We start from the raw sequence: 13724 nt of genomic DNA, 5'->3' as shown, positions 1-13724 counted from the left end.
GGACGGGGGTTGCGGCTCTTCTCGAGACGGAATAGCGGGCGGCCCACGGAGGTTGTCGTCGAGGTGACCGACGCGATCCCCTCCCTCTCTGTTCTCGACCTCGTGCCCGTGCGGCACGGGCAGACCAGCGCGCAGGCGGTGAGCGCCGCCCTCGACCTCGTCGAGCGCGCCGACCGCCTCGGATACACCCGCTACTGGTTCGCCGAACACCACAACATGCCCGCCGTGGCCTCGACCACTCCCCCCGTGCTGATCGCCGCCGCCGCGGCGCGCACGTCGCGCATCCGCGTGGGCTCGGGGGGCGTCATGCTGCCGAACCACTCCCCCCTCATCATCGCCGAGCAGTTCGCCGCCCTCGAGGCCCTCGCCCCGGGTCGCATCGACCTGGGCATCGGGCGCGCCCCCGGCAGCGACCCCGTCATCACACAGTTGCTGAACCGGTCGGGCACGACGAGCGACGTCTCGCGCTTTCCCGACCACGTGACCGACATCATCGCGCTCACCTCCCCCGAGGGCGCCACCGTGCGATTCACCTCGGGCACCGAGTATCAGGTGAAGGCGACACCCGCGGCATCCGGGATGCCGCAGGTGTGGCTGCTGGGCTCCAGCGACTACTCCGCGCAGCTCGCCGCCAGCTTCGGCCTGCCCTACGTGTTCGCGAACCACTTCTCGGGCGAAGGGCTCGAGCACGCGCTGCGGTTGTACCGCGACCAGTTCCGGCCCAACGACTCGGGCGAGGGCCCGCGCACGTTCGTCACCGCCAACGTCGTCGCCGCCCCCACCGCCGAAGAGGCCGAGGAGCGCGCGCTGCCGCAGCTGCGCATGATGGCGCGACTGCGCACCAACCGTCCGCTCGTGCCGCTCGAGACCGTGGAGCAGGCCAAGGCCGATCCCTTCGACGCGATGGCGGAGTCGATCATGGCGTCCACCCGGCAGAAGTGGTTCGTCGGCACCGGCACCGAGGTGCAGGGGCAGCTCGCGGCCTTCGCCGCGCAGTACGGGGTCGACGAGATCATGGTCTCGCCCGTCGCGGGAGCCTACGACAGCGAAGCGCTCGACTCGGTCGAGGGTCGCGCGCAGACCCTGGAGCTGATCGCCGAGAAGGCGACCGTCGCGGCCTGACCCGGGGCGGGCTGCCGCGCGGTGATGCGTCGCGGCGGGGCGGCAGCGATCTGGGCGAGAGCACACGTCACTGCCGAGAGCACCCGCTCTGACGTGTCATCTCGGGTGGCGCACCGCGCGCGTCAGGCCTCGGGCTCGCCGCTCAGCAGGCCGCGCAGCCAGTCGCGCGCCTCGACGAACACGTCGTCGCTGTAGCGCTGCGGGTACCGCACGATGGCGCGGTCGGCGCGCGCGTACGAGCCCAGGAAGATGACCTTGGGGCTGAAGCGGCGAAGACCCAGCAGCGCGTCGGCCATGCGCTCGTCGAGCACGTGCCCGTCGGCGTCGATGACGAAGCGGTAGCGGCCGAGGGCGTCGCCGATGGGACGGGATGCCAACAGGCTCAGGTTGATGCCCCGGGTGGCGAACTGCTCGAGCAGCTCGAGCAGGGCACCCGGGTGGTCCTCGGGGAGCTCGACGATGAGCGACGTCTTGTCGGCGCCCGTCGGAGGAGCCGGGGCGACCGTGCGACTGACGAGCACGAAGCGGGTCACGGCGTTGGGGTTGTCGCCGATGTTCTCGGCGAGGACCGTGAGGTCGTGGTGGGCGACGATGCCGGGGGCGGCGATCGCCGTGTCGGCGCCGCTCGTGCCGTCGAGCACGCCCAGGGCGCTGGCGACGTTGCTCTCGGCGGGCAGGTGCGCGTGGGCGGGAACGTTGTCGCTGAGCCAGCCCAGGCACTGCCCGTACGCGACGGGGTGGGCGGCGATGAGCGAGACGTCGGCGAGAGTCGCTCCGGGCTTGCCCACGAGCACGAAGTTCACCGGCACGAGGTACTCGCCGACGATGCGCAGGCCCGGCACGGTGGCCAGGGCGTCCTGCGCGGTGGACACGCCCCCGTCGACCGAGTTCTCGATGGCGATCATCGCGGCATCCGATCGTCCCTCGACGACGTCGGCCAGCGCCTCGCCGACGTTGCGCACCGGCCGCCAGATCTGGTCGCGCGCTTCGGGGACCTGGGCGAGCGCCGCCTCGGTGAAGGTTCCCGCGGGACCCAGGTAGCTGTAGGTACGGCGGGCCGGATCGGGAGTGCTCACGGGGACTCAGCCTAGATGCTCGACCCTCCCGCGGGGACCCGAGGCCGTCGTGCGCCGCAGAACCCCCGATACCGGTGGTCGAAGCCGCCGCTCGCGCCGCCGGAATGCGCCAGAGTCGCCCCTGTGGCGTCGGCCCCGCGCGGCTGGCGCCCTTCCGGTGCGACCCGACGCGCCGGATGCCAGGGAGAGAGACACCCGTCATGCGCCACACCTCTACCGACGCCCGCGTACCCCGGAGGCAGGGCGGGACCGACCGCGACCCGCGTCCGCAACCGGTCACCCACCCGCGCCCTTCGCCCGGCCGTATCGCCCGTGCCCGCCTGGCGCTGGTCGCGTGCATCGTGCTGTGGGTGCTCTACCTGGCCACCGTCGTGGTCGCGCTGTCGCGCGGCGGCGCGCTGGTCGACGCCGAGCAACTGGTGACGACGACGGTGTTCCTCGTCTCGGTGACGTTCCTGACGCTGTCGGCGTGCATGTACCTCCTCGCCCGCTCGGGTGCCCTCCCGCGCCTGGCCGCTCACCGTCGGGTGCGGCGCATCGACCTCGACGAGCACTTCTCCGGACGCGAACCGCGATTGACCGCGCTCCTGCCCTCGCGCGCCGAGGATCCGGCGCTGGTGCGCATGGGGCTGTGGTCGGTCGCGCTGCAGGAGTTCCCCCGCCTGAACGTCGTGCTCCTGCTCGACGACGACGTCGATCCCGTCGACGACGCGGCGCGCCTCGACCTCGAGGGGTGCCGCGCCCTCACCGACGAGCTGACGAGCGCGTTGCTGCCCGTGTTCACCCGGGTGGATGCCGCCGCGGCCCGCGCCCGAGACGAGTCCCTCTCGTCTGCCGAGGTCACCGAGCTGGCGATGCGCGAGCACGCCGCGTGCGCCCAGTGGCTGCGCGCGCAGGCCGACGCCGCCCCCACCCGCACGCACGTCGAGGTCTTCTTCGCCGAGGAGGTGCTGCGACGACTGGCCGATGACCTCGATGCGACGGCGGCGGCGCTGCGGGAGGCCGCCGACAACGGGGCGGCTCCCCTCGAGCGCGATCGCGCGGCGCAGGTGCTCGAGCGTCTCGTGCGCGTGTTCCGCGTCGAGGCCAGCACGTTCGAGAGGCGGCGGTACGCCTCGCTGTCGCACGCGGCGAACAAGGCGATGAACCTCAACTCCTACCTCGGACTGATCGCCGGCCGCTATCGCGAGACCGTGATCGCGGGCCGGCTCGTGCTGGAGGATGCCGGCGAGGGACCCGCCGACCTCGAGGTGGCCGCGTGCGACTTCGTGCTCACCCTCGACGCCGATTCGATGCTGCTCCCGGGCTACTGCGCCCAGCTCGTGCACCTGCTCGAGCAGCCCGAGAACGCGCGGATCGCCGTCGCCCAGACGCCGTACAGCGCCTACCGGGGCGCACCCACGCGGCTGGAACGTCTGGCCGGTGCGACCACCGATCTTCAGCACATGGTGCACCAGGGGCTCACCGCGTTCGATGCCACGTTCTGGGTCGGGGCCAATGCGGTGCTGCGGTGGGAGGCCGTGCAGCAACTCCGCCGGGTGAGCGTCGACGACGGCATCCCGGTGGCGCGGTTCATCTCGGATCGCACGGCGATCGAAGACACCGAGTCCTCGATCGACCTGGCCGCGCACGGCTGGTCGCTGGTGAACTACCCGGAACGCCTGAGCTACAGCGCCACCCCGCCCGACTTCGGCACGCTCGTCATCCAGCGGCGCCGATGGGCCGACGGTGGGCTGCTCATCCTGCCGAGGCTCCGCGCCCTCATCCAGCAGCGCCGTCGCGAGGGGCGCCCGGTGACGCTGGCCGAGAAGCTGCTGCGCACCAACTACCTCGGCTCGGTGGCCTGGGTGACGCTGGGGCTGATCGCCGTGCTCACGCTCTATCCGATGAACGGCCAGCTGGTCACCCTGCTGCTGCTGCTCATCGCCGTGCCGTACTTCACCGAGATGGCCTCCGACCTGCACGCGCTCGGCTACCGGCGCCGCGACGTCGTGGCGATCTACGGTCTCAATCTGCTCCTGCTGCCGGTCAACCTGGCGGGCAGCATCGGCTCGGTGGCGCAGGCGCTGAGCGGCCGCAAGGCGCGCTTCGCCCGGACGCCGAAGGTGGCCGCGCGCACCCGCGTGCCGGCGCTGTACCTGATCGCCCCGCTCCTCATCGCCCTCGCCGCCGCGGCGATCGGGGTGCGCGCCGCGTACGTCGACGCCTGGGGGACGACGGTGTTCGCCGCCTTCACCACCCTGTCGATCGTGTGGGCCCTGCTGCGGCTGGTGGGGGTCGGACACACCGTGTCGGATCTGTGGTTCGCGTGGATGGACTGGATCTGGGTCGCCCCACCCGCGGAGGCACCGGTCGCTCCCGTCGCCGCCGATCGCTGGACCGCCGTTCTCGACGACGGCCCCCGCGAACTCGTCGGGGCCGCATCGTGAGCCCGGTGACGGCTCGGGCGCGGTCGCCGTTCGCGGGTCGGCGCCTGTCGTTCGCGCGGCTCGCGATGAGTGCGATCGTCGCGGTCGCGCTGAGCGGCGGCGTCGCGGCCGTGGCCGTGCTGCCGACGCTCCCGACCCCGGTGGACGGAACGCCGACCACCGACCGATGGTTCGCCGGCTACTACGACGTGACGCTCGACTCGGGCGATCAGCTCGCACGGAGCGCGATGACCGAGGGCCCCGGCGGCGTGGTGCTCGCCTTCGTGGTCGCGGCGGGCGACGAGGACTGCACCCCGACGTGGGGGAAGGCGTACACCCTCGACGACGCGGCGGACCGCTTCCAGCTCGACCGTCGCGTCGAGCGCGTGCGACGCGAGGGCCGCCCCCTGGCCGTGTCGTTCGGCGGTGCGGCGAACTCCGAGCTCGCCCTGGCCTGCGACACCGTCTCGTCGCTCGCCGACGCGTACCGCGAGGTGATGGAACGCTACGGGGCCGATGTGATGGACCTCGACATCGAGGGCGACGCCCTCGACGACGAGGCGGCGACCGCGAGACGCAACGCCGCGGTCGCCCAGCTGCAGCAGGAGCGCACCGCAGCCGGGCGACCGCTCGATGTGTGGCTCACCCTCCCGGTGGCTCCGGACGGTCTCACCGACCGGGGGCTGACGCAGATCACGGAGATGCTGAACGCGGGGGTGAACCTGGCCGGTGTGAACGCCATGACCATGGACTTCAACGCCGACGACCGCAGCGTGTCGACGTCCGACCTGGCCATCGGAGCCCTCCGGCAGACGGCCGCGCAGGTCGCCGACGTCTGGCGCGCCGCGGGGCGCGACCTGCCCCCGGGCGGCGCCTGGGCGCTGCTGGGCGCCACCCCGATGATCGGTCAGAGCGACATCGAGCGCGAGGTGTTCACCCTCGACGACGCACGCGCCCTCGAGACGTTCACCACGCAGCAGGGCGTCGCCCGCATGTCGCTGTGGTCGCTGAACCGCGACCGCACCTGCGGCAGCAACTACCCCCGCCCGAAGGTCGTGTCGACGTCGTGCAGCGGGGTGGAGCAGGCGGGCGAGAGCTTCGCCGGCATCCTCGGGGCGGACCGCGACGGCACCCCCTCGGGTCGACCGGCTCCGCAGGAGGAGTGGCCGATGATCGCCGACGACGCGGACACGAGCCCCTTCCCGGTGTGGTCGTCGCAGTCGTTCTACTCCGCCGGCGTCTTCGTCGTCTGGCACGGCTCGGTGTACGTCGCGAAGTGGTGGAACGAAGACGGGGCGGTCCCCGACGACCCGACTCTGGATGCCGCCGCCTCGGCCTGGACGTATGTCGGCCCCGTCCTGGCCGACGACGTGCCCTTCGCCCTCCCCGAGCTGCCCGCGGGCACCTACCCCGACTGGAACGTCGACGCGCTGTACAACCAGGGCGACCGCGTGCTGTACGACGGCAGCGGGTACGAGGCGCGCTGGTGGTCGCGCGGCCAGCGTCCCGACCGTTCGGTCCTCGACCGCGACTACTCGCCGTGGAAGCTCATCGAGGCGGCGGCGGCGCCGTGAGCGCACCGTCGAACAGCGACACGCGCCCGTCGACGGCGATGCTGGCCTGCATGGCACGGTGGGGCGGGTGAAGCCGGCCCACCACGTCGCGCCGGGCTTCGCCGACGGCCGCCGCCATCCACGCGAGGACCGCGACCAGCACCTGCTCGTCGACGACCTCGCCGCTGTCGTCGAGCAGCACCACGTCGACCCCGCGACCGCGCGCCGCGCCCACCGCGGAGCGCAGCGGCTCTCGCGACAGGCCTCCGGCGCGCAGTTCGTCGCGCAAGCGCCCCTCCCAGGCCGCGTACTCGCGCCGCTGCTGCTCCGAGGCGGGACGAGCCGCACCGATCCGCTCCATCAGCGGCACCACCGTCTGCACGAGCTCGTCGGTGCGCCGGCTCAGCTCGACACGGGCCGCCCGCGACCAGCTCTCGTTCTCGGCGGCGATCACGGCCTCGCGGTGGAGCGCCGCGATCCGCCGCCGCATCCGCGCGACGACCAGGAGCATGGCGACGGCGACGACCACGATGACCGTGGGGCGGGCCGCCAGCTGCACCGTCTGACCGACGGGGGCGCCGTCGAGAACACCGCGCACGGCGATGACGACCGCAATGAGCAGCGCTCCCCCCATCGCGGTTCCCGTCCGTCCGCGCAGAGCCAGCACGACCAGGAAGAACGCCAGGGCCACCACCGGCCAGAGCGGACCGTACGAGAACGGAGCGGTCCACACCGCGCCGACGGTGCCCCCGACGACCACGGCGGTGATCGCGGCCGCACGCGGCCACGACGGTGTCGCCCGCCGTGCGCTCCACATCAGCGGGGCGGCGAGCAGCACGACCGCCAGCAGCACGGCCTGCCGCGCCCACGACTCGGGGGCGGCGAGGGCGGCGGCGACGGCGCAGAGAACCTGCAGCGCGACGAAACCGGCGGCGAGGAGCACGAGGGCGCGCCCGCGCGGACGACCCTCGGTGGCGGCATCCATCTCGGGTCCGGGGTCGGGCCGGTACCGCAGCACCACCCGGGTGCCCGTCCCGTGACCCGACTGCACCTCGGCGCTGCCGCCGCTCACACGCGCCATGCGCCCGACGATGCTGTGCCGGATGCCGAGGCGATCGGCGGCGATGTCGGACACCTCGAACCCCGCACCCTCGTCGGCGACGACCACCTCGATCGTCGCGTCGTGCACCGTGAGGGTCACGGTTCGCGACGCGTCCTCGGCGTGCCGGACGGCGTTGCCGAGCGCCTGTCGACACGCACCGACGATCGCCTCGCGCACGGGGTCGGACACCTGCACCGGGCCCTCCACGCGCGCGGCGAACAGCGCGTCGTGACGACGCGCCTCGCGGGCGAGGGCGGCTTCCAACGGCCACGAGTCCTCGGATTCCTCGTGCGACAGACGCGTCACCATGAGCGCGGCGCGACGGGCCTGGGCGGCGAGGCGATCGAGGGGGACCGCCACGGCCGACGCGGCCAGCGACAGGGTCGCCAGCACCTCGTCGTGCACGAGCGCGGCGGTCCGGGTGCGCGCGGCCAGTCGCCCGCGCTCCGCCGACTCGCGCTCGCCGGCCTTTCGGCGCGCGGCGGCCGCGGCATCGAGACCGCGTCCCGACGAGAGCACGAAGCCCCCGAGCGCGCAGATGACCGCCGCCGTGAGAAGCGCATGGGCGTCGTTGACGACACCGTCCAGGTCGAACCCGCCGAAACGCAGACGGTAGACGACCCCGGCGACCGCCGCCAGCGCCACGGTCACCCAGCCCAGCCCCGGGCCCGCGGCGACGAGGGCCGCGGCGACCCCGGCGCTGGAGGCGGTGAGCAGCCAGGGCATGCGATCGACCTGCCCCGCCTCGGCGGCCACCGGGAACAGCGCCACGACGGCCAGGTACGACGCCACGGCGGCCCCCGCGCCCGCGCGCAGCACCCGCTCGTTCAGCAGGGGAGCCGCGAGCGCGAGCACGACCGTGAGCGCCGCCGACCACCACGCCATCGCGTGGAACCAGAGGGGCAGACCGCGTTGCTCGCCGCTCGCGAGAAAGCCGAGCGTCACCACGGCCACCGCCGTCACCAGGAACCCCGAGGCCCCGGCGATCACCCGACGAGCGGCGAGCGAACCCGCGTGGAGGTCACCCACGGCGAGGGCGGGGGACGTATCCGTCTTCCACCCCGCGTTGATACAGCTCGACCTTGGTCGCCGCCGGCCGACCCACCAGCTGATACACGGCGCGGATCCGCCGCAGGTGATCGTTGACGGTGTTCTCGGAGATGAACAGCTGAGCGGCCACGTCGCGGGCGCCGAGACCCGAGGCGTAGAGGCCGAGCACCTGACGTTCCCGCTCCGTCAGGGGGGCGCCGTCGAGCAGGGGGTCGGTGTCGAGGGCCGACGCCCACTCGGTGGTGGCGACATGATCGCCGCGCGCGGCGGCGACGATCGCGGCGAGCAGAGCCGTCGACGGGGCGGACTTGCGCACGATGCCGCACACATCGCTGCGCGAGGCCGCGCGCACGAGGAAGGGGTCCTCCCCCGAAGTGAGCACGAGCACGTGAGCGCCCCAGCGGCGGATCGCCGCGACGTTCTCGCCCGGCGAGGAGTCGTCGCGCAGGCTCAGATCGAGCAGCACCAGCTCCGCGTCGCACGCGCGCGACACGAGGTGCGAGACCGTCGGGGCGTGGCGGGTGAAGCGCAGACCCTCGGCGCCGGCGAGCAGTCCCTGCATCGCGAGGGCGACGAGTTCGTGGTCATCGACGACCGCTACGCGCGCGACGTCCCCTTCAGTCATGGCACGAGTATGTCTCACCCGAACATCGGCGCCGTGGCTAGAACGCCTGCTCGATCCACGCGTCTCCCGAGACGCTCTCGCCGAGGAAGGTGCCCGTCGGTTCGGCGGTGCCCTCGTAGATCGGCGCGCCGCTCGCCGAGAACTCCTGGTCCTGGAGCCGCGTCGAGATCAGCATGTCGGCGTCGAACGACGGGATCTCCACCCGGAACTGCTGCGCGTAGCTGTTGCCGGTCGAGGGGCTGGTCCACAGCTCACCGACCGGGGTCATCGTGCTGGCGACGTAGTAGATCTGACCGTCCGGTTCCTGGATCGTGGCGAACGCGTCGACCGACACCCCGATCTCGGGCTTGTACCCCTCGCCGATCATGCCCGCGGTCGACAGCGTGTACCCGTTGTCGAGCTGGATGTCCTGCAGCAGCCAGCGCACGCGGGTGTCCGACGAGTTGCCGCCGAAGAACCCGTACTCGTGGTCCATCCAGGTGGTGCCGGTCACCTCGAAGGTCTCGCCCCCGAAGGTGATGGTGCCGGATGCCTTCAGCCGGGTGAAGGAGAAGTAGTAGTTGTCCTTCTTCAGGCTCTGGCTCGTCGCGCTGGGCTCCACGCCCGTTCCGAAGACGAACATCGGTCGACCCTGCTGAGAGAACGTGAGGTCGAACTCGACCTCGTCCAGCGTCTTGGCGTCCTGGAGGACGGCCGTCACCGAGATGTCGCGCGTCGGGTCGGCTTGGGGCGCCGTCATGACGACGGAGTGACGCACCGCCACGGCGGTGGCCCCCGAGCCGCCGCCTCCGACGAGGGTCACGGTCGGGGTGGTCGTGTACCCCGAGCCGGGCTTGAGCAGGATGATCTGGGTCACTCCGCCCTCGTCGTCGAGGATCGCGACGGCCGATGCCCCGGTGCCGTCACCCTCGAAGTGGACCGAGGGCGCCTCGGTGTAGCCGGAGCCGGTGTTCGTGACGCTGAACCCGCCGACGAGCCATGTCGGATCACCGAGCCGGGCGTACCACGGCTTCGACGGGTCGCCCTCGGCCCAGGTGTGCACGTCGAACACCCCGATCGGCGTGGGGCCGTAGACCTGCGTGCGCTCGTAGTGACGGTTGCCCTGCACGTCGCTCAGCGAGATCTGCGACATGCCGAAGTGCTGGCCGGTGAAGGACGCGGCGTTGATGTCGAAACCGAACGCGCGGTCGCCCGCCCGGAGGGTCCCGATGTGCCACCACCACTCGGTCGGGGCCCCCGCGTGCCGGTACATGTCCTTCGGCAGGCTGAGGACGACGTTCTGCTCGGGGACGGGAGCAGGCTTCGTCGTCCCCTTCCACAGCGGGTTGTCGGGAACGGGGACCGACGGTGCGGTCACTCCGCTCGGTTTCCCCTTCACGATCGCCACGATCGCCGCCACGACAAGTCCGATCCCGACGAAGCGGGCCCCCCACGACATACGTCTCATGGTCGGAGTGTAGTGACGACGGGTGTCGAGTGGGGTGTCGGTCTGTGGCGGCGCGATTCGACCGCCCCCTCACCGTCGAACGGGCCCGGCGGCGAGCGTCGTGCGCACGATCGGAAGCGGTGCACCGAGCAAGGGATTCCCGCAGAATTGCGTCACGGCGTGTGCGCATGTCGGACGCAGCGGGCAGACTGGGCGCATGAGCAGTCGCGCAGGGCAGCCCGCAGAGGCATCCGATCTCATCGACATCGACGAACTGATCGCGGCGTATTACGACCGCAAACCGGATGCCGCGGTGCCCGAGCAGCGCGTCGCCTTCGGCACCAGTGGTCACCGGGGCTCGTCGTTGAGCACCAGCTTCAACGAAGACCACATCCTCGCCACCACCCAGGCGATCGTCGACTACCGCGCGGCGCAGGGCATCACGGGGCCCCTGTTCCTCGGCCGCGACACCCACGGGCTCTCGCTGCCCGCCGAGCGCAGCGCCATCGAGGTGCTCGTCGCCAACGGTGTCGACGTGCGTGTCGATTCCCGTGACGCGTGGGTGCCGACGCCCGCTCTCAGCCACGCGATCCTGGCCTACAACAAGGGCCGCGCGGCCGACGACCCGGGCCGCGCCGACGGCATCGTCGTGACCCCGTCGCACAATCCTCCGCGCGACGGCGGCTTCAAGTACAACCCGCCGCACGGCGGCCCCGCCGACACCGACGCCACCGGCTGGATCGCCGACCGTGCGAACCAACTGATCACCGCGGGCCTGTCGGGGGTGCAGCGCACCCGCCACGCCGACATCGACCTCGAGAACCTCGGCCAGTACGACTTCCGCGACGCGTACGTGCGGGATCTGGCATCCATCATCGACATCGACGCCATCAAGAGCGCCGGCGTCCGCATGGGCGCCGACCCGCTGGGCGGGGCCTCGGTGGAGTACTGGGCGCTCATCGCCGAGGTGTACGGCCTCGACCTCACCGTGGTGAACCCCGAGGTCGACCCGACCTGGAAGTTCATGACGCTCGACTGGGACGAGAAGATCCGCATGGATCCCTCGTCGCCCTCGGCCATGGCCTCGCTCGTCGCCGCGCGCACCGACTACGACATCCTCACGGGCAACGACGCCGATGCCGACCGCCACGGCATCGTGACGCCCGACGCGGGGCTGATGAACCCCAACCACTACCTGGCCGTCGCGATCGACTACCTGTTCTCGCACCGTCCGGGCTGGCCCGCCGACGCCGCGATCGGCAAGACGCTCGTGTCGTCGATGATCATCGACAAGGTCGCCGCCTCGCTCGGCAAGACGCTGCTCGAGGTGCCCGTGGGCTTCAAGTGGTTCGTGCCGGGGCTGCTCGACGGCTCCGTCGCCTTCGGCGGCGAGGAGTCGGCCGGGGCGTCGTTCCTGCGCAAAGACGGCACGGTCTGGACCACCGACAAAGACGGCATCCTGCTGTGCCTGCTCGCCGCCGAGATCCTCGCCGTCACCGGCAAGACGCCGTCGCAGCGGTACGCCGAGCTCGAGGCCGAGTTCGGCGCCTCGGCCTACCAGCGTGTCGATGCTCCCGCGACGCCCGCGCAGAAGTCGACGCTGTCGAAGCTGTCACCCGATGCCGTGAGCGCCACCGAGCTGGCCGGCGAGCCGATCGTCGCCAAGCTCTCGCACGCTCCGGGCAACGGCGCGGCGATCGGCGGCCTCAAGGTGCAGACCGAGTCGGCCTGGTTCGCCGCGCGCCCCTCGGGCACCGAAGACGTCTACAAGCTGTACGCGGAGTCGCTGCGCGGCGAAGACCACCTGCGCGAGGTGCAGGAAGAGGCCCGCGCGGTCGTCTCCGCCGCTCTCGGCCAGGCCTGACGCGCGAGAAAGCGGCGTCGCCCTTCGGGGCGGCGCCGCTTTCGCGTGCTGCGCGCGGGCCGGGGCACGTCGCGGGTCGGGGGCGCGTCGCGGGCCGGGGGCGCGCGGGTCGGGTGCGCGTCGCGGGTCGGGGTTGCGCCCGGGCCGGGGCGCGTCGCCGGCCGGGGTTATGGCATCCATAAACGCTATTCCTGCGCATAAACACGACGCCTGCGCGTTTATGCGCAGGAAGAGCGTTTATGCGCGGGTGGCCCGGGCCCGCGCGCGGGTGGCCCGGGGCCCGCGCGCGGGTAGCCCGGGCTCGCGCGCGGGTGGCCGGGGCCCGGCGCCGGAGGGCGGGGCGAATAAGGGCGTCTGCCACGCAGGCGTGCCCGAGACGGGATGCCGCGGCCCCGGCGCTCCGCGGAGCGTCGGGGCCGGGGCGATCGGGGTCAGGACGCGAAGGTCGCCGCGTCGATGACGAAGCGGTAGCGCACGTCGCTCTTCAGCACGCGCTCGTAGGCCTCGTTGATCTGGTCGGCCGAGATGACCTCGACCTCGGGGGCGATGCCGTTCTCGGCGCAGAAGTCGAGCATCTCCTGGGTCTCGCGGATGCCGCCGATCGACGAGCCGGCGAACGAGCGACGGTTCGTGAACAGCGTGAAGACCTGGATGGGCAGCGGCTCCGGCGGGGCGCCGACGTTGACCATCGTGCCGTTGAGCGTGAGCAGTCCGAGGTACTTCTTCAGCTCGAGGGGGGCGCTGACGGTGTTGACGATGAGGTCGAAGGTGTTCTTCAGCGTCGCGAAGGTCTCTTCGTCCTTGGTCGCGTAGTAGTGGTCGGCGCCCATCTTGAGGCCGTCGTCCTTCTTGCTCAGCGTCTGCGAGAGCACCGTGACCTCGGCGCCCATGGCGTGGGCGATCTTGACGGCCATGTGGCCGAGACCGCCGAGGCCGACGATGGCGACCTTCTTGCCGGGGCCGGCGTTCCAGTGGTTCAGCGGCGAGTAGGTCGTGATGCCGGCGCACAGCAGCGGGGCGGCCTTGTCGTAGGGAATCGACTCGGGGACGCGCAGCACGAAGTGCTCGTCGACGACGATCTTCTCGCTGTAGCCGCCCTGCGTGATCGAGCCGTCGACGTCCTTACCGGCGTAGGTGCCGATGTTGCCCTTCTCGCAGTACTGCTCCTCGCCGGCGAGGCAGTTGTCGCACTCGCGGCACGAGTTGACCATGCAGCCGACGCCGACGCGGTCGCCGACCTTGTGCGAGGTGACCTCGGAGCCGATCTCGGCGACCGTTCCGACGATCTCGTGGCCCACCGTCAGGGGGTAGGGCACGTCGCCCCACTCGCCGCGGATGGTGTGGATGTCGGAGTGGCAGATGCCGGCGTAGGCGATGTCGATCAGGACGTCCTTCGGGCCGACGTCACGGCGCTCGATGGTCGTGGGCTCGAGGGGCGAAGTCGCGGACGACGCCGCGTAGGCGTTGACGTGCATGGGTCTCCTCAGGAGGGGTCGAT

9 protein-coding genes are annotated in these 13724 nt (G+C 71.8%); 4 read left to right on the top strand and 5 right to left on the bottom strand.

What is annotated here, in order from left to right:
- The first annotated feature begins 63 nt into the window (after window positions 1-63).
- Window positions 64-1122, top strand: coding sequence for an MsnO8 family LLM class oxidoreductase (locus IFU40_RS04255; RefSeq protein ID WP_191925485.1), 1059 nt, complete (start codon window positions 64-66; stop codon window positions 1120-1122).
- 122 nt (window positions 1123-1244) lie between these two features.
- Here IFU40_RS04255 and pheA read toward each other — a convergent pair whose 3' ends face one another.
- Window positions 1245-2198: a prephenate dehydratase gene (gene pheA, locus IFU40_RS04250; protein ID WP_191925484.1), complete on the bottom strand. Its 954-nt coding sequence runs from the start codon at window positions 2196-2198 to the stop codon at window positions 1245-1247.
- 200 nt (window positions 2199-2398) lie between these two features.
- Here pheA and IFU40_RS04245 point away from each other — a divergent pair, with 200 nt between their 5' ends.
- Both IFU40_RS04245 and IFU40_RS04240 read left to right on the top strand, forming a co-directional pair.
- The gene (locus IFU40_RS04245; protein WP_191925483.1) at window positions 2399-4627 is read left to right on the top strand and encodes a glycosyltransferase family 2 protein; all 2229 of its coding nucleotides are present in this window, start codon (window positions 2399-2401) and stop codon (window positions 4625-4627) included.
- A complete protein-coding gene (locus tag IFU40_RS04240; RefSeq protein WP_206754866.1) occupies window positions 4624-6180 on the top strand; it encodes a chitinase in 1557 nt (518 codons plus the stop codon). Before IFU40_RS04245 ends, IFU40_RS04240 begins: the two co-directional genes overlap by 4 nt.
- Here the strand turns inward: IFU40_RS04240 and IFU40_RS04235 are convergent.
- The 3 genes from IFU40_RS04235 to IFU40_RS04225 are packed head-to-tail and all read right to left on the bottom strand — an operon-like array spanning window position 6155 to window position 10383.
- Window positions 6155-8290, bottom strand: a complete 2136-nt coding sequence (locus IFU40_RS04235; protein ID WP_191925481.1) for a sensor histidine kinase — start codon at window positions 8288-8290, stop codon at window positions 6155-6157. The two genes, IFU40_RS04240 and IFU40_RS04235, sit on opposite strands and share 26 nt — an antisense overlap.
- Window positions 8283-8936, bottom strand: a complete 654-nt coding sequence (locus IFU40_RS04230; protein ID WP_191925480.1) for a LuxR C-terminal-related transcriptional regulator — start codon at window positions 8934-8936, stop codon at window positions 8283-8285. Before IFU40_RS04230 ends, IFU40_RS04235 begins: the two co-directional genes overlap by 8 nt.
- A gap of 37 nt (window positions 8937-8973) precedes the next feature.
- Entirely contained in the window at window positions 8974-10383 is a 1410-nt protein-coding gene (locus IFU40_RS04225; protein ID WP_191925479.1) for a lipocalin-like domain-containing protein, read from the bottom strand.
- Between the two features lie 196 nt (window positions 10384-10579).
- On the opposite strand from IFU40_RS04225, the gene pgm reads away from it, so the two are divergent.
- Window positions 10580-12226 carry a phosphoglucomutase (alpha-D-glucose-1,6-bisphosphate-dependent) gene (gene pgm, locus IFU40_RS04220; protein WP_191925478.1) on the top strand — a complete coding sequence of 549 codons (1647 nt, stop codon included), beginning with the start codon at window positions 10580-10582 and terminating at the stop codon, window positions 12224-12226.
- 431 nt (window positions 12227-12657) lie between these two features.
- On the opposite strand, the gene IFU40_RS04215 is transcribed toward pgm, so the two are convergent.
- Entirely contained in the window at window positions 12658-13701 is a 1044-nt protein-coding gene (locus IFU40_RS04215; protein WP_055940535.1) for an NAD(P)-dependent alcohol dehydrogenase, read from the bottom strand.
- Window positions 13702-13724 lie beyond the last annotated feature (23 nt).

Origin of the sequence: Microbacterium sp. CFBP 13617, assembly GCF_014839445.1 — a bacterium.
Taxonomy (GTDB): domain Bacteria; phylum Actinomycetota; class Actinomycetes; order Actinomycetales; family Microbacteriaceae; genus Microbacterium.
This window is presented reverse-complemented; position numbering and strand designations above follow the sequence as displayed.